Source organism: Pseudomonas sp. 300 (genome assembly GCF_055803035.1).
Genome location: NZ_JAVLRV010000002.1, coordinates 3,148,329 through 3,170,364 on the forward strand (window position 1 = coordinate 3,148,329; position 22,036 = coordinate 3,170,364).

The following is a 22,036-nucleotide window of genomic DNA, read 5'->3' on the forward strand; positions in this document are numbered from 1 at the left end:
GGCGGGGCTTTTTTTTATGTCTCCGAATACACCGCCCCCTGTGGGAGCGAGCCTGCTCGCGATGGCGATTTAACATTCAACATTGATGCAAGCTGACCCACCGCCATCCCGAGCAGGCTCGCTCCCACAGGGAATTTATGCCGGTTTGAAGATCAGTGATTCAGGCACATCCACATCCCACAACACCCCGGGATCGTCCACCACCACCTCAACCACCTTCGCCGAGGCAAACAACGGCTTGGCCCCACGATCACCCGACAATCCCATCAACGCCGGTCCAAACGTACGCCCAAAACCCACGGGATGTCCGTACTCGCCATTGATCAACGGAACACTGATTACGTCATCAGCAATCTCCGCCACTACCTGCTCAATACTGGAAGGCAAAATAAACGGCATATCCCCCAACACAATCAACCAGCCACCGAGCTGCGAGCATGCCGACACCCCGGCCGCAATGCTGTCGCCCATGCCGGTCGATTCGATCAACACAACCTCGACACCATAGGCCTTGGCCATGCGAATCACTTGTGGGCGATCTTCGGTCGTCACCAGCACGCGCTTCTCAAGGCCGGCTGGCAAATTCACCAGCACCTGCTCAATTACGGAACGAACGGCGCCATCGCGTCCCGTACAGTCCGCCAACAACTTATCCTTGTCGGCTCCCGCCACCTGCCGAAACCGGTCGCCCTGCCCCGCTGCCAACACGATGACGCCGATTGGCTCAGTCATACCTCCTCCCGCAACGGCTTCTTCTGCTTCAGCTCGACGCCGTTCTTGATCGCGACGATTTCGGCCAGCAACGACAAGGCGATTTCCGCCGGGGAATGGCTGCCGATGTGCAGACCGATCGGCCCGTGCAAGCGCTCGATGGCCTCTTGTGACAAGCCTAGCTGAGCCAGGTTTTCCCGGCGCTTCAGGCTGTTGACCCGAGAACCCAGCGCACCGACGTAAAACGCCCTGGAATCGAGCGCCGTGAGCAGGGCCATGTCATCCAGGCGCGGATCGTGAGTCAACGCGACAATCGCCGTGCGTTCGTCGGTCTGGATGTTCAGCACGGCTTCGTCCGGCATACCGGAAACAAAGCGTCCGTGCTGCTCTTCCCAGCCGTAGACAAATTCGGTGCGCGGATCGCAGATCAGCACTTCGAAATCCAGCAACCGCGCCATCTCGGCAACATAACGGGACAATTGCCCCGCGCCGATCAGCAACAATCGCCAACGCGGACCGTAGATCGCACGCAACGTGTGACCGTCGAAACTCAGCACATCGCTCTTGTTCGCCGGCTGCAACACCACGTCACCGGTCGCAACATCCAGCGAGCGCGCGACGATTTCATGGGCTTCGCAACGCGCCAGCAATTCAGCGACCCAGGCCGGGTCACCGACGCGCTCCTCGGTCAGACGCAACGTGCCGCCGCAGGGCAAACCAAACCGTGCGGCCTCCTCGCGAGTGACCCCGTAAGTGATCAGTTGCACCGGCGGCCCGTCAGCCGGAATCCGGCCATCGTGCAACCGGGCAATCAGATCGTCCTCGACACAACCACCGGAGACCGAACCGATCACCACCCCGTCTTCGCGCAGGGCCAGCATCGCGCCAGGGGCCCGAGGCGCGGTGCCCCAGGTCTGGACCACGCTGTACAACACCACTCGCTGACCGGCGCGGCGCCACTCCAGCACACTGCGCAGGACGTTCAGATCGACGCTGTCCATCAGGCCTCGGCCTTCTGCCAACCTTGCAGTTGAAAACGCACCGGCAAGTCGCGGATGCGTTTGCCGGTGGCGGCAAAGATGGCATTGCACAGCGCCGGCGCAATCGGCGGCACGCCCGGTTCACCGACACCGCCCAACGGCACAACGCCCGGCGGAGTCACCAGATGCACGGCGACTTCCTTCGGCGCCAGGGACATGCGCGCCACTTCGTACATGTGGAAGTTGTCCTGCTGGACCTTGCCGTCCTTGAAGCTGATTTCGCCCAGCACCGCGTTGCCCAGGCCCATCACGCAGGCACCTTCGAACTGCGAGCGAATCCGCTCCGGGTTGATCTGCGGGCCGCAATCCACGGCAATATCGGCCTTGTGCACAATCAATGTGCCATCGTCTTTGACTTCGACCTCGATCACCGCCGCCACATAGGTGACGAAGCTGTAATGCACCGCCAGCCCCAAGCCTCGGCCCTTCGGCAACTCACGTCCCCAACCCGCCGCTTTGGCAGCGGTTTCCAGCACCGTGCGCATCCGTCCGGTGTCGATCGGATAGCGCTCCGGCGACTCGCCGTAGTTCCACTCTTCACTCAAGGTGCGCGGATCGATCTGACGGTCCGGGCCGAGCAATTTGATTTGGTACTTGAGCGGATCCTGTTTGGCCTTGTGCGCCAGTTCATCGACAAAGCTCTGGATCGCAAAGCCGTGAGGAATGTTCGACACCGAGCGATACCAGCCGACCCGCGTATGAATCGCCGCTTCCGGGTTCTCCAGGCGCACGTTGGGAATCGCGTAGGCCATGTTGGTAAAGCCCATGCCCAGCTCGAAAGCAGCCTCGTGGTTCATGCCCGGCGCGAACAGCGCGGTGATACTCGGTGCCACCGTGCGGTGCAGCCAACCCGACGGCAGACCGTCCTTGCCCAGACTGGCCTTCAGGTATTCGGCCGAGACGGTGTGAAAATACGAACAGTGGATGTCATCTTCACGGGTCCATTGCACCCGCACCGCCTTACCGGGGAATTCCTTGGCGAGGATCGCTGCTTCGATGATGAAATCCGGCTTGGACTTGCGGCCGAAACCTCCGCCGAGCAAGGTGACGTGGAACGTGACGTTATCGAACGCAATGCCCAGGCGTTCGCCGATTCGCTCACGGGTGACCTGCGGCGCCTGGCTTGGCGCCCAGGCTTCGCACACACCATCCTTGAAACGGGCGATGGCGACCATCGGCTCCATTGGTGCTTGCGCCAGGTGCGGCAAATAGTAAGAGGCTTCAACGGTGCTGCTGGCGCTGCTCATGGCCTCGTCGATGTTGCCGGTATTGCGCACCACTTTGCCGGGCTTGAGTGACGCTGCTTCAATTTCCTTGCGATAGGCGATCGAGTCGTAACTGGCGTTGGGGCCGTCGTCCCATTCGATTTTCAGCGCGTCGCGGCCCTTGATGGCCGCCCAGGTGTTGCTGGCCACCACCGCCACGCCACCCAACGGCTGGAATTCCGAGGGCAGCGGACGGCCTTCGATCTGGATGACTTTGATCACACCGGGGACTTTCATTGCAGCGCTGTCATCCAAGGATTTGACCTTGCCGCCGTAGACCGCCGGACGTGCGATGGTGGCGTAAAGCATTCCATCGAAATGCACGTCGGCGCCGTAGATCGCGCGACCGTTGACGATGTCTGCACCGTCGATGGCCTTGGTGCCTTCCTTGCCGATGTAGCGGAATTCTGACGGATCCTTGAGTCGTAGACTGTCACGCGGCGGCACCGCCAGCGCACCGGCCGCGACGGCGAGCGCGCCGTAACCCAGTTCACGACCGCTCGGTTTATGGATGACTTTGTGCAATTGCGCATGGCACTCGCCGACCGGAACTTTCCACTGTTCGGCGGCCGCTTGTTCGAGCATGGTCCGCGCAGCAGCACCGCAGCGGCGCATCGGTTCGTACCAATGGCGCATGCTGCGCGAGCCGTCGGTGTCCTGGTTACCGAAGCGCACTTCGTCGCCTGGCGCCTGCTGCACTTTCACCAGAGCCCAGTCGGCGTCCAGTTCATCGGCTACCACCATGGTCAAACTGGTGCGCACGCCCTGGCCCATTTCCGAGCGGTTGCAGACCACGGTCACCGTGCCATCTGCAGCGATGCTGACGTACACCTTCGGATCATCAATCCAGCCGTTAGGCATGCCGTCGGCGCCGAATTTCTTTTCCTTCTCGGCGGCGAACGCGTCCTGCCAGCCCCAACTCGCGGCGACCACCAGCGCACTGGTGGCACCGACGCCTTTGAGGAAACCACGGCGACTGAGGTTGCTCAGGGCGAAATCATTCGGTAACTGGCTCATGCCTTGGCCTCCTTCAGGTGGGTGGATGCCTGGCGGATGGCGGTCTTGATCCGGTTGTAAGTGCCGCAACGGCAAATATTGCCGACCATCGCCTCTTCGATCTGTTCGTCGCTCGGGTTCGGATTGGTCTTGAGCAGTGCCGTGGCGGACATGATCTGCCCGCCCTGGCAATAACCGCACTGGGCGACGGCGGTGTCGAGCCAGGCCTGCTGAACGATTTGCCCGACCGGATCGGCGTGCAGGTTGTCGATGGTGCTGACGTTCTGGCCGATCACCGAACCGATCGGCGTGATGCAACTGCGCGCCGGGGCGCCTTCGATATGAATGGTGCAGGCGCCGCACAGGCCCATGCCGCAGCCGAATTTGGTGCCGTTGTAACCGACCACGTCGCGGATGGCCCAGAGCAGCGGCATGTCCTCGGTGACATCGAGTTGATGGTCTTGACCATTGAGCTTCAGGGTAATCATGGGCACGCCCGCATATTTATATGGGTTATGGGGTCGAGCAATCTGCCGCTTGGGGATTAGCGGTTGGCATCACGCAGATCGACTCAGGCTAATGAGGCTCTCTTATGCGGACGGCGACGTCTGCATCGGGCCTTTGGTGGAGCAAATGCTTGCATCGTTAGGGGGCTAAGTTAACCCAGCATTAACAAAAAAGCCCTGCACAATCGAAGATGTGCAGGGCTTTGAGATCAGTCTTGAAAGCGTAGCCTCAATACCGATTGGGCTCCATTTCCAGATCGACGTGAAAACGTTCGCAAATATCTTTTTGAATGCGTTGTGCCAGGTTCAACAACTGCAGACCAGTCGCGGCCCCGTAGTTGACCAGCACCAGCGCCTGCAATTTATGCACGCCCGCGTCGGCCTCGCGGAAACCTTTCCACCCTGCCCGTTCGATCAGCCAGCCCGCGGCCAGTTTCATCTGCCCGTCGGGTTGCGCGTAAGCCACCAGGTCCGGGTACTCGACTTTGAGCTGAGCGACCAGCGCAGCCGACACCAATGGGTTCTTGAAGAAGCTGCCGGCATTACCGAGCACCGCCGGGTCAGGAAGCTTTTCGTTGCGGATGCTGCAAATCGCCCGGCTGACGTCGCTGGCGGTCGGCTGATCGATGCCTTGCTCGGTCAGACGCTGACGTACCGGGCCGTACTCCAGATGCAGGTGTTCGGCGCGGTCGAGGGCGAAACGAACCCGCAGGATCAACCAGCGCCCCGGCTCCTGTTTGAACAGGCTGTCGCGGTAAGCGAAGTTGCACTCGGCCAGCGTGAAGTCGCGCATTTCGCCGGTCTGGCGATCCAGCGCGGTCAGGCCGGCAAACACGTCCTTGATCTCCACACCGTAGGCACCGATGTTCTGCATCGGTGCCGCGCCGACGGTGCCGGGGATCAGACTGAGGTTTTCAAGCCCCGACAGCCCCTGCGCCAGCGTGTGTTGCACGAATGGATGCCAAGGCTCGCCAGCCTCGGCTTCGATCACAACCTTGTTGCCGTCGTCGCTCAGGATACGAATTCCGCGTGTCGCCATGCGCAGCACCAGCGACTGGATATCGGCGGTCAGCAGCAAATTGCTGCCACCGCCAATCACCAGCAACGGCACGTCATGTTGTGCGGCGTAGGCCAAGGCTTCCCGCACGTCGGCATCACTGTGGGCCTCGGCAAACAAGCGCGCCTGAACGTCCACGCCAAAGCTGTTGTAAGGCTTGAGCGAAACCTGTGGCCGAACCCGCACACTCATAACCGGCCCTTCAATTCGATCACCAGCAGATCACAGGCGCTTTCGATCAAGTCGAGCACCTGCTCAAAGCCTTGTTCGCCGTCGTGATACGGGTCCGGGACTTCGTCGACTTCCAACTGGTAGCGTTGCAGGAACAGATCCAGCTCAGCCCTGCCACTGGCCGGTTGCAAGGCCTTGAGATTGCGCAGATTGCTGTTGTCCATCGCCAGGATCAAATCATAAGTGGCGAAATCGGCGCGGCTCACTTGCCGGCCGCGTTGAGCGGACAGGTCATAACCACGCGATTTGGCCGCGGCCTGGCTGCGTTGGTCCGGCGCGTTGCCAACGTGCCAGTCACCGGTGCCGGCGGAGGCGACTTCGACTTGATCGGCCAGCCCCGCTTCCCGCAGTTTATGCCGCAGCACGCCTTCGGCCGTCGGTGAACGGCAGATGTTGCCCAGACAAACGAACAAAACCCGCATCAGGCCTCCAGCAGGCGACGAACGCGCTCGAGGTCTTCGACGGTGTCTACGCCGGTCGGCGGCGCGATCAATGCATCGGCGACGTGAATTCGCACGCCGTGCCACAGTGCGCGCAGCTGCTCCAGCGATTCGGTGTTTTCCAGCCAGCACGGGCCCCAGCTGACGAAGTCATGCAGGAAACCGGCGCGGTAGGCATAGATGCCGATGTGGCGGCGATACGGCACGCCTTCCGGCAGCGCATCGCGACTTTTCGCGAACGCGTCCCGAGCCCATGGCAACGTCGCGCGACTGAACGTCAGCGCCAGGCCATTGAGGTCGCTGACGACCTTGACCACGTTGGGGTTGAACAGGGTTTCAACGTCTTCGATCGGCTCGGCCAACGTCGCCATGCGCGCTTCGGTATGGGCCGCGAGGTTAGCCGCGACCTGATCGATCACGCTCGGCGGGATCAGCGGTTCGTCACCTTGAACGTTGACCACGATCGCGTCGGACGCCAGACCGAGTTTTTCGGCAACTTCAGCCAAACGGTCCGTGCCGGAATTGTGGTCTTCGCGGGTCAGCACCACTTCGGCGCCAAACGCGTTGCACGCCTCGACAATGCGCGCATCGTCAGTGGCAACCACCACTCGCTCGGCGCTGCTTTTGCACGCCTGTTCCCAGACGTGCTGGATCATCGGCTTGCCGGCGATCAGCAACAGCGGTTTGCCCGGCAGGCGGGTAGAGGCGTAACGCGATGGAATGACAACGGTAAAGGCTGTGGTCATTTATCCAGACGCTCGTCTGTGGTCAGGGTGCGGGCTTCGGTTTCGAGCATCACCGGGATGCCGTCGCGAATCGGGTACGCCAGACCGGCGCCCTTGCTGATCAGCTCGGTTTTGTCGGCGCTGAGCTTGAGCGGGCCTTTGCAGACCGGGCAAGCGAGGATGTCGAGCAATTTGGTGTCCATGAGCATTCCCTGGATAAAAACGGATTTAAGGCAAAAGACGAGCCGGCAACAGGCGCATCAACTGCGTATCGAACCAGGCCACGAAGGCCGGCGATGGCGCAGCATCGACCGCCAGGTACCACCAATCGGCGGCGGCGAAGGCACGGCACTTCACCGCGTCCTTTTCAGTCATTACCAACGGCAATGACGGTGTGAAATTCAAGGCCTGCACGCTGTACTCGGCGTGGTCGGCAAATGCATGCGGGACTGGTTGCCAGTGTAGCGTTTCGAGGGTTGTGAAGAAACGCTGCGGATTGCCGATCCCGGCCACGGCGTGCAGCGCCTGGCCTGCGGGAAAGTGGTCAAGGGGCCGGCGTTCGCCGCTGTGCAGATTGACCAGTTCCGTGGGTTGCAGCTGGAAGGCAAAACCGTTGTCGCGATCCTCGGTGGCGCCGTTGTACAACACCGCATCAACGCTTTGCAGGCGCTCGACCGGTTCGCGCAACGGTCCCGCCGGCAGGCAGCGCTGGTTGCCCAGGCCACGGGCGGCGTCAATCAGCACCAGTTCCAGGTCGCGGGCCAACCGGTAATGTTGCATACCGTCGTCGGAGAGGATCAAGTCCAGTGGTTCGCTCGCCAACAGCGCTTTGACCGCGCTGCTGCGGTTCGGGTCGATCATCAATGGAACGCCGGTACGCTGGACGATCAGCAGCGGTTCGTCGCCAGCGATGTCGGCGCTTTGATCGGCTTCGACCCGCCATGGCAGTTGCGGCGGTTTGGCGCCATAGCCGCGACTGACCACGCCGACCCGTAAGCCGCTTCGCTGACAATGCTGGATCATCCACAGAATCAGCGGCGTCTTGCCGGTGCCACCCACCGTGATGTTGCCGACGACGATCAGCGGCACCGGCGGCTGATAAATCTCGCCCTCACCCGCCAGAAAGCGTTTGCGCTTGTTCACAACCACGCGCCGATACAGCCACTCCAATGGCTGCAACAGCTTCAGGGCCGGATGACCTTGGTACCACGCGGCGAGCAAGCGATCGGACATGGCCATCAGGGCGCGGGCGGCGCCGCCTCGATTGTGGTCATGCGCAGATGACTGAAGCCGAGTTTGCCGGCGGCGTCCATGGCGGTGATGACCGATTGATGCTGGGTCTTGCCGTCCGCACTGATCGACAGTGGCAGGTTGGTATCACCGTTGGATTCTTTCTGTAACGCGTCCATCAAGGTCGCCAGATCATTTTTCGGCAACAACTGATTGTTCACGGAGAACACGCCTTCGGCACTGATGGCGACGTCCAGGTGTTTGACCTGCTGGTCTTCGGCAGGCGAACCACTGACCGCTTCAGGCAGATCGACGCGCAACTGGGTTTCACGGGTGAAGGTGGTGGTGACAACGAAAAACAGCAGCAGGATAAACACCACGTCGATCAACGACGCGAGGTTGATGTCTACCGTTTCCCGCGGTTTTCGGCGGAATTTCACGCTTTTTTGCCCTCAGCCAGGTCCACGTCACGATCACCCTGCACCACCTCGACCAGCTTGATCGCTTCCTGCTCCATGCCCACTACCAGCTCATCAATGCGGCGTTGCAGGAAACGGTGGAAGAATACCGCCGGAATACCGACCATCAGGCCTGCAGCCGTGGTGATCAAGGCCTTGGAAATACCACCGGCCAGCACGGCGGCGTTGGTGCCCATGCCCGTCCCCATGAACGCGCTGAAAATGTCGATCATGCCCAGCACGGTGCCGAGCAAACCCAACAACGGCGCCATGGCGGCGATGGTGCCCAACGCATTGATGTAGCGCTCGAGCTCATGAATCACCCGCGCGGCGGCTTCTTCGATGCACTCTTTCATGATCTCGCGACCATGCTTGGAGTTGGCCAGGCCCGCCGCCAGAATCTCACCCAACGGCGAGTTGGCGCGCAATTCCTTGAGTTTTTCTTTGTTGAGTTGCTTGTCCTTGATCCACACCCAGACCTGCCCGAGCAAGTGCTCCGGGGTCACACGACTGGCACGCAGGGTCCAGAGACGCTCGGCGACGATCGCCATGGCCGCGATGGAACTCAGAATGATCGGCAGCATCATCCAGCCGCCGGATTTGACCAATTCCCACACAGTGACAGTCCCCTCGAAAAAGTGCGCCACTCTAACATAGGGGGTGGGCGCACCGAAGACCGTGATGTCGCATCCGGTCGGGCTTTCATCACTCGCGGTTATTGCGTGGATCGCCAGAAGCGCCGTTCTTGACGCATCGTCCACGGTGGCTGGAAGCGTCCGAGGTGCAGACGGATGGCGCCCTGCTCGGCGCTGTCATGGATTGCCATGCCGCGTTTTTGGTAACGAGCCACGACCGTGGGATGCGGGTGACCGAACGAATTGCCGTTGCCGCGCGAAATCAGTACGGCTTTGGGTTGCAACACCGCGAGCAGCGCCGCAGACGACGAACTTCGGCTGCCATGGTGTGGCGCCTGTAACCAATCGGTGGTCACAGCGAGTGGACTGTCGAGCAGGGCCCGCTCGGCGGCGCTGTCGATGTCACCGGTCAGTAATATTCGCTCACCCTTGGCTTCGATCTGCAGCACGCAGGACTTTTGATTGCTGTCCGAGGCCGAAGGCCATTGCCAGAGCTGGAACCTCACGCCGTCCCAGGTCCATTGCCGGCCACTCTCGCAGGCTTCAGCGCGCAACTCGGCGGGCAGCGCCAAGGGATCACCACTGAGCACTTGCTTTACCGGCAAGCCGTTGGCAATCGCTCGCGCACCACCGGCGTGATCGGCGTCGGCGTGGCTGATCAGCATCAGGTCGAGTCCGTTCACGCCGAGTTTGCGCAACGTGGGCAGAACCACTCGTTCGCCCAGATCGAAGTCGCCGAAGCGGGGTCCGGTGTCATACAACAGCGTGTGATGACGGGTTCGCACCAGAATCGCCAATCCCTGGCCGACATCCAGCTGCCAGACTTCGGCGATGCCCTCTGACAAAAGTGGCCGAGGTGGAAAAACCAGTAACAGCAGCAACGGCCAACCCAGTGGGCGCAGCGGCACACCGCGCGGCATTAACAGCAGAAACGCGCCGAGGGAGCCCAATACCCATACCCACAATGGAATCGCCACGGGCACCCAAGCCGGCAATTGACCGGCCATCAACCCCAGGCCCTTGAACAATCCATCGATCAACCCACCCGCCAACCACAACAATCCCTCGCCCACATAAGGCAGCGGCAACAACAGGGTTCCCAGCAAGGCCGGCGGCAATACCAGCAAACTGATCCAGGGCACCGCCAGCAGATTGGCGACCGGGCCGCTGAGACTGATCGGCAATCCCAGCACCAGTAACAATGGGCCCAGGCCGATCGCGATCAGCCATTGAGCACGGGTCCAGGTTTGCCACCATCGCCAAGGGCCCAGCCGACCGCCGAAAGTGAAGATCAACACCGCCACCGCGGCGAAGGCCAGCCAGAAACCCGGTTGCAGGCTCGCCAGCGGGGCCAGCAACAAAACAGCGCTGAGTGCCAGCAACAGCGGCCACCAGGCGCCAAGGTGACGAAATCGCAGCCGCCACAACAGCACCAGGCCGATCATCACGCAGGCTCGCCGCACCGGCACGTCGAACCCCGCCAGCAGTCCGTAACCAAGGGCTGCGGCGAATGCCAGCGCGCACGCCCATGGCAGCCACGGCAAACGGTTCGGCCACCCCCCGTAGCGAGCGAGTCCGGCAATCAGCAGGTACACCACCCCCGCCAGCAACCCGATGTGCTGTCCGGAAATCACCAGCAAATGCACGGTGCCGGTGTCTTGCAACACCTGCCAATCTTCACGACTGAGCCCGGCGCCATCTCCCAACACCAGCGCAATCAACGCCCCGGTTCGTCCTTGGGCATCCACGGCTTGCAAACGCTGGCGGATGCTGTCGCGCCAGGCCCATCGGGCTTCGGCAAGCCTCTGGCCATCCTTGACCGTACCGGTCGCACCAACGCGTTGTGCCAACAACCAGGCGTCGTAATCGAAGGCATGAGGATTGAGCAGCCCGGCAGGACGTTTCAACTTCACGGCCAGCCGCCATCGTTCACCACTGTTGACCGGCGGTCCGTCATACCAGGCCAGGCGCATCCGCTGCGGCAGCTTTGCCTGTCGCGACCGGGCGTCCGTCAATTCGAAACGCACAACCCCATCATTGTTCTGCGGCAAACCGGTCACGCGACCTTCGACCCAACGGGTTTCGCCATCGAGATTTCCTGGCAAACGATCATCCAGCGCCCACTGTGCATTCGCGCCCGCCCAACTGAATCCGAACAGAAAAAATGCCAATGAATACGTCCGGAACGGAAGCACCATCAATCCCATTACAGGCAACACCAGCCATAACCAGACCGGCGGTAATACCGGCAAAAAGCGCAGGGTCAGCAGACCCAACGCCAGCGCCATCATCCCTGTGCGCATACGCCCGTCCTTGAGAGTCCCCTCCTAGGCATAGCCGGCCCACGGCACGTGCATCGTTATTAATTGTCACAAAGTCTGAATGGGCGGCTCATAGAATCCAGACATACTTGCCGCCTTAACCGACCGAGAAGCCCTATGCCCCGGCGCTTATTCAAACGTTACATGCCAGACCCGACCAGCATCAGGGAACACAAATCCTTACGCTTTCTCGGCACGCTGTTGCATGACCCGAACCTCTGGCACCTCAACCGTCACTCGGTCGCACGAGCCATGGCGGTGGGTTTGTTTGCGGCATTTCTGCCGATTCCGTTGCAGATGCTGGTGGCGGCCGTTCTGGCGATCATGGTGCGTGGCAATATGCCGATTGCGGTCAGTCTGGTCTGGCTGACTAATCCGATCACCATGCCTGCGGTGTTCTTTTGTACCTATCAGACTGGGGCGTGGTTGATGGACGTGCCTGCCCGGCACTTGCCGGATGAGTTGACCTGGGAATGGATCAGCGGCGAGCTGTCTACGCTGTGGCAGCCGTTTTTGTTGGGGTCGGTTGTGACGGGGCTGGTATTGGGTGCGCTCGCGTACTGCCTGGTGATGATGTACTGGCGGTGGTGGGTGAGTCGGCAATGGGCTCGGCGGAAGAAAAAACGGATGTTGTGAATGTTAAAAGGCCTCCGCGTCGGGAGGCCTTTTTTGTGGAGCGGATGGGATCGGGGTACATCCTAATGGCGAGCTTAGGTACGCATCCCCCGCCCACTCACCAACAACCGCGCACACCCGACATACAACACCACCGTCGCCACCAGCATGAACGTAATCGCCACACTGATCCGGATATCCGAAACCCCAAGAATCCCGTACCGAAACGCATTGACCATGTGCAACACCGGGTTCGCCAACGACACAGTCTGCCAAAACGGCGGCAACAACGAGATCGAGTAAAACACCCCGCCCAAGTAAGTCAGCGGCGTCAGCACAAACGTCGGAATAATCGAAATGTCATCAAAGTTGCGCGCAAACACCGCGTTGATGAAACCCAGCAACGAGAAAATCGTCGCCGTCAGCACCACCACCAGAATGGTCACGCCCAGGTGATGCACCTGCAGCTGGGTAAAGAACAGCGACAACAGCGTCACAATCACCCCGACCATCAACCCGCGCAGCACGCCGCCCAGGGTGTAGCCGATCAGAATCGTGTGCGGCGACACCGGCGACACCATCAATTCCTCGATGGAACGCTGGAACTTGCTGCCGAAGAAACTCGACACCACGTTGCCGTAGGAGTTGGTGATCACCGACATCATGATCAGCCCAGGCACGATGTATTCCATATAGGTGAAACCACCCATGTCACCGATCTGCCGGCCGATCAGATTGCCGAAAATCACGAAGTACAAAACCATGGTGATCGCCGGCGGCAGCAGCGTCTGCGGCCAGATCCGGGTGAAGCGCTTGACCTCGCGGTAAACGATGGTATTGAGCGCGACGAGGTTGGGTTGCAGCTCGGAACTCATACCGCCACCTTCGACAGATTTTTCTCCACCAGGGACACGAACAACTCCTCGAGGCGATTGGTTTTGTTACGCAGGCTCGACACTTCGATGTTCTGCTGCGCCAGTTGAGTGAACAGCGCGGTGATGCCCATGGCCTTGTCGACCTGGACTTCAATCGTGTGGCTGTCGAGCAGCTTGGTCGGGTAACCGAGCAGCTGCGGTGCGACGCTCAATGTGTTTTTGATATCGAGCAGGAAGGTTTCCACATGCAGCTGGCCTAGCAGCTGTTTCATGCTGGTGTTCTCGACGATGGTGCCGTGATCGATGATACCGATGTTGCGGCACAACTGCTCAGCCTCCTCCAGATAGTGGGTGGTGAGGATGATGGTGATGCCTTTCTGGTTCAGCTCGGTGAGAAACGTCCACATCGAACGACGCAGCTCGATATCGACGCCGGCCGTCGGTTCGTCGAGGATCAGCAGACGCGGTTCGTGAACCAGTGCGCGGGCGATCATCAGGCGGCGCTTCATGCCGCCGGACAACGAACGCGACGGCACATCGCGCTTGTCCCACAGCCCGAGCTGGGTCAGGTACTGCTCGGCGCGTTCCTTGGCGATTTTCGGCGGGATGCCGTAGTAACCGGCCTGGGTCACGACAATGTCGAAGGTTTTCTCGAACTGGTTGAAGTTGAATTCCTGGGGCACCACGCCGATGCAACGCTTGAGCTGCGCAGGATTCTTGTCCAGGTCGTTACCGAAGATATTCACCGTGCCGCTGGTCTTGTTCACCAGGGTCGAGAGAATGCCGATGGTCGTGGATTTGCCGGCGCCGTTGGGGCCGAGCAAGGCGAAAAAGTCACCTTCAGCGACGTCCAGATCGATACCACTCAGGGCCTGGAAACCGTTGCCGTAGGTTTTGGTTAGCTGCCGGATGGACAGAGCGGAACTCATATCGGATTTACGCACCAAGAAGGGAAGAAAGGGATCAATAAGGGCGGGCGGCGAGCAATGCAACCGCGGCGCATGAGCGCAATGGTGCTTGTCGCCGCCACACAAGTACAGTCAAGTGTGTCGATAGTGAGTATTAAGTCAACGCGGTCATGACGGCTTTCTTGTACGCCGCACGCTGCTTCAGTCGTGCATACCAGGCTTGCAGATGAGGCTGCGGGGCACGCTCGATCGGCATCTCGAACCAGGCATAAATGAAGCTGCCCAGCGGAATGTCGCCCATGCCGATTTCATCGCCGGACAAGTACGGTTTGGCCGCCAGGGCCTGATCGGCCATCGCCAGCAGAGCATCGCACTCTTTGATTGCGGCGTTGATTGATGGCCAATCCTGCTGGTCCGCCGGGGTGCGCAATACGCCCCAGAAAACCGTGCGGAACGGGCCGGCAAAACTTGAAGTGGTCCAGTCCATCCATTTGTCCGCAGTGGCGCGGGCCTGCAGATTTTCCGGGTACCAGGCTGTGCCGCTGGCGTGGAGAGCCATCAGGTAACGCACGATGGCGTTGGACTCCCACAGCACGAAGCCGTCGTCTTCAATCACCGGCACGCGACCGTTGGGGTTCATCGCACGATATTCGGGCGTATCGACCACGCCAAAGGCGCCGCCCGCATCAATGGCTTCATAGGCCAGGCCCAGCTCTTCGGCGGCCCACAAAGGTTTTCTGACATTCGACGAATTTTTCCGACCCCAGATCTTCAGCATGACCGCCTCTTGTTTGATGAATGCGCAGGCAGCATACGCCGGATCAGGTGCGACTCAAATCGCTCTGCATGTCCCCCAGCATTAGCGGCAGTTGCTCGCCGAACAGATGCGGATAGCACTTTTCCAGGTGTTCGAAAAAGAACGCCTCCGGCACATCGGTGAACTGACCGTGATCGATCAGGTACTCCATCAGTTGCTCACCATCACGATTGAACGGATGGAAAACACTGTCGTTGATTCCGTCGAACTCCAGCGGCGCAACGTTGAACAATTCGCAGAGTTTCTGGTTAAACGCCGGCGTGGCTTTGACCCAGCGATCGTTCAGGTACAGCTCTGTATAACCATGCATGGCGAACACATCGCTCTTGAGCAATTCCAGCAAACGCGGGGTCGACAAATGATTGCGCACATCCGCCAGACCGATCCGCGCGGGAACCCCGCAATGCCGGGCCGCACCCGCCAGCAGCGTGGCCTTGGGCACGCAATAACTTTCCCCGGCCGCCAGCGCAAAACTGCCACGCAAGGTGTCTGGATCGCGGCTGAACGTATAGGGGTTGTAACGCACGGCCTCGCGCACTGCGTAATAGAGATTGATCGCCTGCTCGAGCGGGTCGCGGCGACTGCCACGATGTTTTTCGGCGAACTCCACCACCGACGGGTGGTCACTATCGATGAAGCGGCCGGGACGCAGATACTCGTGCATGAGGACAATCTCCTGGGGAAGCCACGAGTCTAGCGACAGGTTCAGCACAGAGATAACGACGTTTCGGCCAAACATGGACGCTTTGCCGCCCGCCCAACGAACGATTCGCACGGCCCGTTGCCAACCGGCCCTACAAAACTCATCGAAGGTTTCCCACGAAATCAATCACCTCGCTCTGACCACCCTGTTTTGCGGATGCCGTCTAAGCTCTGAAGGTTGTTTTTGCCCTTGTTTCACGGAGGATTAAATATGCTGCTGTTGTGGATACTGGTTCTGGTTGTCGGAATTGCTTATCTGGCCCACCGCCGCATCGCCCCGCTGCCCGCCCTGTGCATCGTTGCCGTTTACGTGGTGGCGATGGGCGCCTTCAGCCACGCGCCAGGCTGGCTGTTGCTGGTGCTCTGGGTGTTGATCGCGGCTGTCGCGGCGCCCTTGTTGCTGCCCGACCTGCGGCGTAAATTCTTCAGCGCGCCGCTGTTCAACTGGTTCCAGAAAACCCTGCCGCCCATGTCGGAAACCGAACGCGACGCCATCGATGCCGGCACCGTATGGTGGGACGGCGAACTGTTCAGCGGGCGTCCTGACTGGGACAAATTGCTGTCCTACCCAAAAGCACAGTTAACCGAAGAGGAACAGGCCTTCATCGACGGCCCGACCGACGAACTCTGCGCGATGGTCACTGACTGGCAGATTGGCCAGGACATGGACCTGCCTGCCGAAGCCTGGACCCACATCAAGGAAAACGGCTTCTTCGCCCTGATCATTCCCAAGGAATACGGCGGCAAGGGGTTTTCTGCCTACGCCCACTCCCAGGTGGCGATGAAACTGGCGACCCGCAGCGGCGACCTCGCCTCCACCGTGATGGTCCCCAACTCCCTCGGCCCGGCCGAACTGCTGCTGCATTACGGCACCGACGAACAACGCAATCATTACCTGCCACGTCTGGCGCGCGGCGATGACATCCCGTGTTTCGCATTGACCGGGCCACTGGCCGGCTCCGATGCCGGCTCGATGCCCGACACCGGGGTGATCTGCAAAGGCGAATGGGAAGGCAAGGAAACCCTCGGCCTGCGCCTGAATTGGGAAAAGCGCTACATCACGCTCGGCCCGGTCGCCACCCTCCTCGGCCTGGCCTTCAAGGCGTACGACCCGGATCACTTGCTGGGCGATGAAGTGGATTTGGGTATCAGCCTTGCGTTGATCCCGACCGATACCGCCGGTGTGGAAATCGGCCGTCGTCACTTGCCATTGGGCGCTGCGTTCATGAACGGCCCGAACTCGGGCAAGGACGTGTTCATTCCGCTGGACTTCCTCATTGGCGGCCAGGAAATGCTGGGCAAAGGCTGGATGATGCTGATGAACTGCCTGTCTGTCGGGCGTTCGATTTCATTGCCTGCGGTCGGCACCGGCGCGGCGAAGTTCACCAGTCTGGTGACCGGTCAATACGCGCAGATTCGTGAGCAGTTCAACGTACCGTTGTCGGCGTTTGAAGGTATTCAGGAAGCGATGGCGCGTATCGGCGGCAACGCCTGGATGATGGACGCAGCGCGGATGCTCACTGCCAACGCGGTGGACCTGGGCGAGAAACCGTCGGTGCTGTCGGCGATTCTCAAATATCACCTCACCGAACGCGGCCGCGAGTGCATCAGCCACGCCATGGACGTTCATGGCGGCAAGGCAATCATCATGGGACCGAACAATTACCTCGGACGCAGCTGGAATGGCGCGCCGATCTTCATCACCGTCGAAGGCGCGAACATCCTCTCGCGCAACCTGATGATCTTCGGCCAGGGCGCGATTCGCTGCCATCCATTCGTCCTGAAAGAAATGGCCCTCGCCGGTCGTGAAGACAAGGATCAGGCCCTCACCGAATTCGATGGCCTGTTGCTCAAGCACATCGGTTTTGCCGTGAGCAATGCTGCCAGCACGTTGGTGTTGAACCTCGGCTTCGGACATCTCGAACATACGCCAGGGGACAAGCTCAGCCAGGGTTACTTCCGTGCACTCAACCGTCAGGCTGCTGCATTCGCGATGCTCGCTGACCTGAGCATGATGTTGCTGGGCGGCGAATTGAAACGTCGCGAGCGTCTGTCGGCACGTCTGGGGGATGTGCTCAGCAACCTGTACCTGGCCTCTGCCGCGCTCAAGCGTTACCACGACCTCGATTCTCCGGAACACATGGCGCCGCTGTTTACCTGGGCCATGGAAGAAAGCCTTGGCCAGTCGGAACGCGCGCTGGATGAACTGCTGAGCAACTTCCCGAACAAGGTATTGGGCTGCCTTTTACGCGTGATCGTGTTCCCGTTCGGTCGCCGTCACAAAGGGCCTTCGGACAAACTCGGTGCCGAAGTGGCCGCGGTGATTGGGCGGGCCAAGGGCGATCCGACTCTCGAAGAATTGCTCGGTGGGTGCTTCCGCCCGCAATCGGCCGATGACGCCGTGGGTGCCCTGCAACACGCCTGCGACTTGCTGGACGCGGCGCAGGCCCTGCAGAAAAAACTGCATGTGGCGCTTAAAAGCGGTCAGGTCAAACCGGTTGCCGGGGAAAACGTCATCGATGCGGCATTGGAGTCGGGCGTGTTGCAGCCGGCCGAAGCGCAAAAGCTGCGGGATGCCGAAGTGGCGCGGCGCAAGGTGATCGATGTCGATGACTTCGACAAAGAAGAGCTGGTGCTGGCGGCCGGAAAAGTCCGCTGATCCAGCCAGTCATGTAAAAAGGTGCGCGGGAGCTTTATACTCCCGCGCCCGTTTTGCTCTTGAGGACTTATCTCGTGTCCAACGTCGTTGCCGATCATCTCGTCTTGCTCGACCACTTGCGCAGCATCCTGGTCGCCGTGGGTGAGGCCGAACAGGTTCCCGAAGAAAGCCATGCCTTGTTCCTGGAGCGCTTCGACGAACTGCGTGCACTGCTGCCGGTCGACCCGATCGAAAGCCAATACCTGGGCCAGGACATTCTGTGCCAGGTGATCACCCGTTACCCGCAAATCGCCCACCTGGTCCCGCGCGACCTGCTGTGGTACTTCGCCGGTGACTGCCTGCATTACATGCCCGATGATGAAATCGATTTGTATCAGGCCCTCGAAGAACGTCGCTTTGAAGCTGAACAGAACGATGAACCGTTCGACTGGAATCAGGAAAAACAGCTTCTGGCGATGTCGAACGATGACAGCAAGCACTGATTGCTGATCAGAAATGCAAAAAGGCCCGCATGGTTGAACATGCGGGCCTTTTTTGTGGCATTACCGAGTATTGCGGTGTCTGGACGGACGCCATCGCGGGCAAGCCCGCTCCCACAGGTTTTTGTGGTGGAGACGCAATCTCTGGCATCACACAAATCATTGTGGGGCTTGCCCGCGAAGGCGTCCGTCAGAGCAACCCATCACTCTCCGGCAACTCATACTCCGCAGCGACCTTACCCAGCGCACCAGGCTTGCCCGGCTTGCTCAGCGTCGGCTCCTTCTCCAGGCATTCCACCAGATAATCAATCAACACCCGCAGCTTGGGTGGCATGTAACGGGTCGGCGAATGCAGCAACCACGCACCGCCGTGGTACGACGCCAGAAACGTCCAGTCCGGCAGCACCTGCACAATCAAGCCCTGCTCCAGCGCATAGCGCGCGGTGAAATACGGCAGGCTGCCAATCCCGATGTGCTGCAATACCGCGCCCAACCGCACACCGGTGTGATTGGCGGCATAACGCCCACGCACACCGACGGTGACGGCCTTGGTGCCTTTCTTGAATTTCCAGCGCGCATCACTGGGGGTCTCTCCCAGGTAGATGCAACTGTGGTTGAGCAAATCATGAGGATGAGTCGGCGTGCCGTGCTCGGCAAGGTACTGCGGGGTGGCACAGAGCAAATGGTCGATGGTCAGCAATTGCCGCCCCACCAGCCCGGCGGGTGGGCGATCAGTGATACGAATCGCCAGATCGACGTTGTCGTCGATCAAATCCACCTGACGGTCTTCGAGTAACAGTTCCACATCCACTTTAGGATAACGCCGCAGAAATTCCGGCATATGCGGGTGAATCACGAATCGTCCTACGGCTTTGGGTACGCTGACTCGCACCAGTCCTTCCGCCTCATGGGTGAATTGACCACTGATTTCCATCACCGACTTGGCCGCGCTGACCATTTCCTGGCAACGCTTGAATACTTCCTCGCCACCGTCGCTCAGTCGCAGCTTGCGCGTGGTGCGTTGCAACAGGCGCGTGGCGAGCGCCTTCTCCAGACGCGAAATGCTGCGACTGACCGCCGAAGGCGATGAGCCCAACTGACGCGCCGCTTCGGAGAAGCTTCCGGTCTCGACAACCTTGACGAATATCGCCATTTCACCGAGCAACGGCAGAGGGAGATTTATGCTCACAGCGCAACATTCCTTTGATGTTTGAACGGATTATCACGCAATTCCACGCTTCATATAATAAAAAACAGAATCTTTAATGAGGGCATGGAATATGACGCTTCGCCTCTTTTTCCATAGTGATGACCTCAAGGCCAACGTGGAAGTACTGGATTGCACGCCGCACGAGAACGAGTTCGCCGTGGTGCTGCGCGCAACACTGTTTCACCCTCAGGGCGGCGGACAGCCGTTTGACACCGGCTCGATCGGCGAAAGCCAGGTCTTGCGTGTGGTCCAGGACCCGGACCGGATCATCCATTTTGTCGACCGCCCGGCACCTCTCGGCATGATCCAGATTCGCGTCGATGAGCCGCGTCGTCAGTTCAATACGCGGATGCATTCCGCCGGCCATCTGATCGGCCATTTCGTCCAGGCCATGGGCTGGATGCCGATCAAGGCTCATCACTGGCCGGGCGAAGGACGTGTGCAGTTCAAACCGACGGACTCCGCACAGGAAGTTGATGCCCAAACCGTCGAGTTCGGCATTGAGCAATGGATCGCCCATGACCTGCCGCGCCTGACATCGTTGCGCGAAGGTGCACGGGAAATCGGTTTCGGTGAACTGCCCGCCTATGGTTGCGGCGGCACCCACGTACGTAGCCTGAAGGAGTTGGGCACGGTCACGATCGCTTCCGTTTCGCAGAAGAAAGGAACGCTGTCAGTCCACTACAGCGTGGATTGAGCAAGTGGGCGAGACCGAACCCGGCCTCGCCTGGCGCCGGGGGAGCCTGCATTCGCGGGTTCCGTTGACTATCCGATAGATGGACCTGAACCATGATGCTTGACGTCGAGCGTCTCGATGAGACGTGCATAAAAAAACTGGCCAACGAAGAAGTCCTCGCCATTCGGGTCAAAGGCTTCCTGCCCCCGCCGTTGGCAACGCAGATCGGCGACAAGATTCTCGCGCCCGGCTTCGAGGGCTACATCAACGCGCCGAGCATCGGCCGTATCGGCATGGCGTTTTATGAAGCGGAAAACCAGCCACTGCTGATCGAGGACTATTTCGAACGCGCCACGCGCAACATCGCCGAATTGCGCAACCGTTGCGCGCCCTATTCGTCCCCGGTCGACACCCTGCGTTGCATGCTCGATGAGTCCTGGCCGGCGGGTGCACATCTGGAGAACCTCTACGGGCGCAAGATGTATGTCGGGTTGTCCCGAGTCGTGAAACCCGGCGTGTGCTTTCTGGCCCACCACGACATCTTCGCCAAGGACGCTCCGGACAGTTACCAGGCCAGAAGCCTCGACGCGCAGTTCGCCTGCAATGTTTACCTGAACATGCCCGCCGAAGGCGGCGCACTGCAGATGTGGGATCACGACATTTCGCCCGACCAGTTCGATGAAATGCGTGGCGACAGTTACGGCATCGATCCGGCGCTGCTCGGCGATCCGATCCTGGAGATCCTTCCGGAACCCGGTGATTTCATCATGTTCAATTCGCGCTGTATGCACTCGGTGACACCGGGTGTGGCCGATCCGCGCTTGAGCCTTTCGTTCTTTGTCGGCTATCGCGGCAATGCTTCACCCCTTACGTTCTGGAGTTGAGATGCAGTATTCGAATTACCTGGGCGAGTTCCTGGCGCTGGCGACGATTCACTTTTTGGCCGTGGTCGCTCCCGGTCCGGATTTTGCGGTCACCATCCGCCAGAGCGTGCGTTTCGGTCGGTGGGTAGGCATCTGTACCGCGCTGGGCATCGGTGCGGGCATTTCCGTGCACGTGCTTTACACCCTGCTGGGTGTCGGTGCGCTGATGCACACCACGCCCTGGCTGCTGACCGTGGCCAAGGTGATCGGCGGTGCCTACATTTTGTACCTGGGCGTGAGCCTGTTGCGCAGCAAGCCCAAATCTGCGCTGGAAGGTGACAAAGAAGCCGACGAGCCGGTTGTCGAACAAACGCTGCTGAAGGCGTTCACCACCGGGTTTCTGACCAACGCGACCAATCCCAAGGCCACGCTGTTTTTCCTGGCGATCTTCACCACCCTCATCAGCGCCACGACTCCGCTGAACGTTCAGGCGCTCTACGGCCTCTGGATGTGTTTCGTGAACGCACTGTGGTTTGTCATCGTTGCCCTGTTCTTTTCCAGCAGCCGGGTACGCGTGCTGTTCATGCGCATGGGGCATTGGTTCGAACGCACCATGG

Annotated in this window: 23 protein-coding genes; 6 read left to right on the top strand and 17 right to left on the bottom strand. The window is 60.2% G+C overall.

Features of this window, described 5'->3' with window-relative positions; genetic code table 11:
* Positions 1–135 precede the first annotated feature (135 nt).
* The 12 genes from Q7W83_RS20855 to Q7W83_RS20910 form a co-directional block, all read right to left on the bottom strand.
* A complete protein-coding gene (locus tag Q7W83_RS20855; protein ID WP_150654608.1) occupies positions 136–732 on the bottom strand; it encodes a nucleotidyltransferase family protein in 597 nt (198 codons plus the stop codon).
* On the bottom strand, positions 729–1,712 hold the full coding sequence (locus tag Q7W83_RS20860; RefSeq protein ID WP_150654607.1) for an XdhC family protein: 984 nt from the start codon (positions 1,710–1,712) through the stop codon (positions 729–731). The genes Q7W83_RS20855 and Q7W83_RS20860 overlap by 4 nt, the downstream gene beginning before the upstream one ends.
* Positions 1,712–4,033, bottom strand: coding sequence for a xanthine dehydrogenase family protein molybdopterin-binding subunit (locus Q7W83_RS20865; protein WP_458377141.1), 2,322 nt, complete (start codon positions 4,031–4,033; stop codon positions 1,712–1,714). Before Q7W83_RS20865 ends, Q7W83_RS20860 begins: the two co-directional genes overlap by 1 nt.
* Positions 4,030–4,500 (bottom strand): (2Fe-2S)-binding protein, encoded by a 471-nt coding sequence (locus Q7W83_RS20870; protein ID WP_150636046.1) that lies wholly within the window; start codon positions 4,498–4,500, stop codon positions 4,030–4,032. Before Q7W83_RS20870 ends, Q7W83_RS20865 begins: the two co-directional genes overlap by 4 nt.
* A gap of 247 nt (positions 4,501–4,747) precedes the next feature.
* Positions 4,748–5,767 carry a UDP-N-acetylmuramate dehydrogenase gene (gene murB, locus Q7W83_RS20875; RefSeq protein WP_458377140.1) on the bottom strand — a complete coding sequence of 340 codons (1,020 nt, stop codon included), beginning with the start codon at positions 5,765–5,767 and terminating at the stop codon, positions 4,748–4,750.
* Entirely contained in the window at positions 5,764–6,228 is a 465-nt protein-coding gene (locus Q7W83_RS20880) for a low molecular weight protein-tyrosine-phosphatase (protein ID WP_150631744.1), read from the bottom strand. Before Q7W83_RS20880 ends, murB begins: the two co-directional genes overlap by 4 nt.
* Positions 6,228–6,992 (bottom strand): 3-deoxy-manno-octulosonate cytidylyltransferase, encoded by a 765-nt coding sequence (kdsB, locus tag Q7W83_RS20885; RefSeq protein WP_150631745.1) that lies wholly within the window; start codon positions 6,990–6,992, stop codon positions 6,228–6,230. The genes Q7W83_RS20880 and kdsB overlap by 1 nt, the downstream gene beginning before the upstream one ends.
* The gene (locus tag Q7W83_RS20890) at positions 6,989–7,174 is read right to left on the bottom strand and encodes a Trm112 family protein (RefSeq protein WP_007945752.1); all 186 of its coding nucleotides are present in this window, start codon (positions 7,172–7,174) and stop codon (positions 6,989–6,991) included. The genes kdsB and Q7W83_RS20890 overlap by 4 nt, the downstream gene beginning before the upstream one ends.
* 25 nt (positions 7,175–7,199) lie before the next feature.
* Entirely contained in the window at positions 7,200–8,210 is a 1,011-nt protein-coding gene (gene lpxK / locus Q7W83_RS20895; protein ID WP_150631746.1) for a tetraacyldisaccharide 4'-kinase, read from the bottom strand.
* Entirely contained in the window at positions 8,210–8,641 is a 432-nt protein-coding gene (locus Q7W83_RS20900) for an ExbD/TolR family protein (RefSeq protein ID WP_150631747.1), read from the bottom strand. Before Q7W83_RS20900 ends, lpxK begins: the two co-directional genes overlap by 1 nt.
* Complete coding sequence (locus Q7W83_RS20905; protein ID WP_167362937.1) at positions 8,638–9,276, bottom strand: MotA/TolQ/ExbB proton channel family protein; 639 nt, start codon at positions 9,274–9,276, stop codon at positions 8,638–8,640. The genes Q7W83_RS20900 and Q7W83_RS20905 overlap by 4 nt, the downstream gene beginning before the upstream one ends.
* A gap of 98 nt (positions 9,277–9,374) precedes the next feature.
* Positions 9,375–11,597, bottom strand: a complete 2,223-nt coding sequence (locus tag Q7W83_RS20910) for a DNA internalization-related competence protein ComEC/Rec2 (RefSeq protein WP_473656788.1) — start codon at positions 11,595–11,597, stop codon at positions 9,375–9,377.
* Positions 11,598–11,732: 135 nt separating this feature from the next.
* On the opposite strand from Q7W83_RS20910, the gene Q7W83_RS20915 reads away from it, so the two are divergent.
* The gene (locus tag Q7W83_RS20915; RefSeq protein ID WP_150631749.1) at positions 11,733–12,251 is read left to right on the top strand and encodes a DUF2062 domain-containing protein; all 519 of its coding nucleotides are present in this window, start codon (positions 11,733–11,735) and stop codon (positions 12,249–12,251) included.
* 74 nt (positions 12,252–12,325) lie between these two features.
* On the opposite strand, the gene Q7W83_RS20920 is transcribed toward Q7W83_RS20915, so the two are convergent.
* The 4 genes from Q7W83_RS20920 to Q7W83_RS20935 form a co-directional block, all read right to left on the bottom strand.
* On the bottom strand, positions 12,326–13,105 hold the full coding sequence (locus tag Q7W83_RS20920; protein WP_046049056.1) for an ABC transporter permease: 780 nt from the start codon (positions 13,103–13,105) through the stop codon (positions 12,326–12,328).
* Entirely contained in the window at positions 13,102–14,034 is a 933-nt protein-coding gene (locus Q7W83_RS20925) for an ABC transporter ATP-binding protein (protein WP_150631750.1), read from the bottom strand. The genes Q7W83_RS20920 and Q7W83_RS20925 overlap by 4 nt, the downstream gene beginning before the upstream one ends.
* Positions 14,035–14,167: 133 nt before the next feature.
* Positions 14,168–14,791 (bottom strand): glutathione S-transferase family protein, encoded by a 624-nt coding sequence (locus Q7W83_RS20930; protein ID WP_150631751.1) that lies wholly within the window; start codon positions 14,789–14,791, stop codon positions 14,168–14,170.
* A 43-nt stretch (positions 14,792–14,834) separates the two neighbouring features.
* A complete protein-coding gene (locus tag Q7W83_RS20935) occupies positions 14,835–15,494 on the bottom strand; it encodes a transglutaminase-like domain-containing protein (protein WP_150654603.1) in 660 nt (219 codons plus the stop codon).
* Between the two features lie 249 nt (positions 15,495–15,743).
* Here Q7W83_RS20935 and Q7W83_RS20940 point away from each other — a divergent pair, with 249 nt between their 5' ends.
* Positions 15,744–18,191 carry an acyl-CoA dehydrogenase gene (locus Q7W83_RS20940; RefSeq protein ID WP_150636056.1) on the top strand — a complete coding sequence of 816 codons (2,448 nt, stop codon included), beginning with the start codon at positions 15,744–15,746 and terminating at the stop codon, positions 18,189–18,191.
* Between the two features lie 74 nt (positions 18,192–18,265).
* Positions 18,266–18,673 (top strand): PA2817 family protein, encoded by a 408-nt coding sequence (locus Q7W83_RS20945; RefSeq protein WP_027924016.1) that lies wholly within the window; start codon positions 18,266–18,268, stop codon positions 18,671–18,673.
* Between the two features lie 187 nt (positions 18,674–18,860).
* On the opposite strand, the gene Q7W83_RS20950 is transcribed toward Q7W83_RS20945, so the two are convergent.
* Positions 18,861–19,859, bottom strand: coding sequence for a LysR family transcriptional regulator (locus Q7W83_RS20950; protein WP_150631754.1), 999 nt, complete (start codon positions 19,857–19,859; stop codon positions 18,861–18,863).
* Between the two features lie 91 nt (positions 19,860–19,950).
* Here Q7W83_RS20950 and Q7W83_RS20955 point away from each other — a divergent pair, with 91 nt between their 5' ends.
* From Q7W83_RS20955 to Q7W83_RS20965, 3 genes are all read left to right on the top strand, one after another.
* Positions 19,951–20,577, top strand: a complete 627-nt coding sequence (locus Q7W83_RS20955; RefSeq protein WP_150631755.1) for an alanyl-tRNA editing protein — start codon at positions 19,951–19,953, stop codon at positions 20,575–20,577.
* A gap of 92 nt (positions 20,578–20,669) precedes the next feature.
* Entirely contained in the window at positions 20,670–21,440 is a 771-nt protein-coding gene (locus Q7W83_RS20960) for a 2OG-Fe(II) oxygenase (protein ID WP_150631756.1), read from the top strand.
* 1 nt (position 21,441) lies between these two features.
* On the top strand, positions 21,442–22,036 hold a 595-nt coding region (locus Q7W83_RS20965), incomplete at its 3' end, for a LysE family translocator (protein ID WP_473656795.1).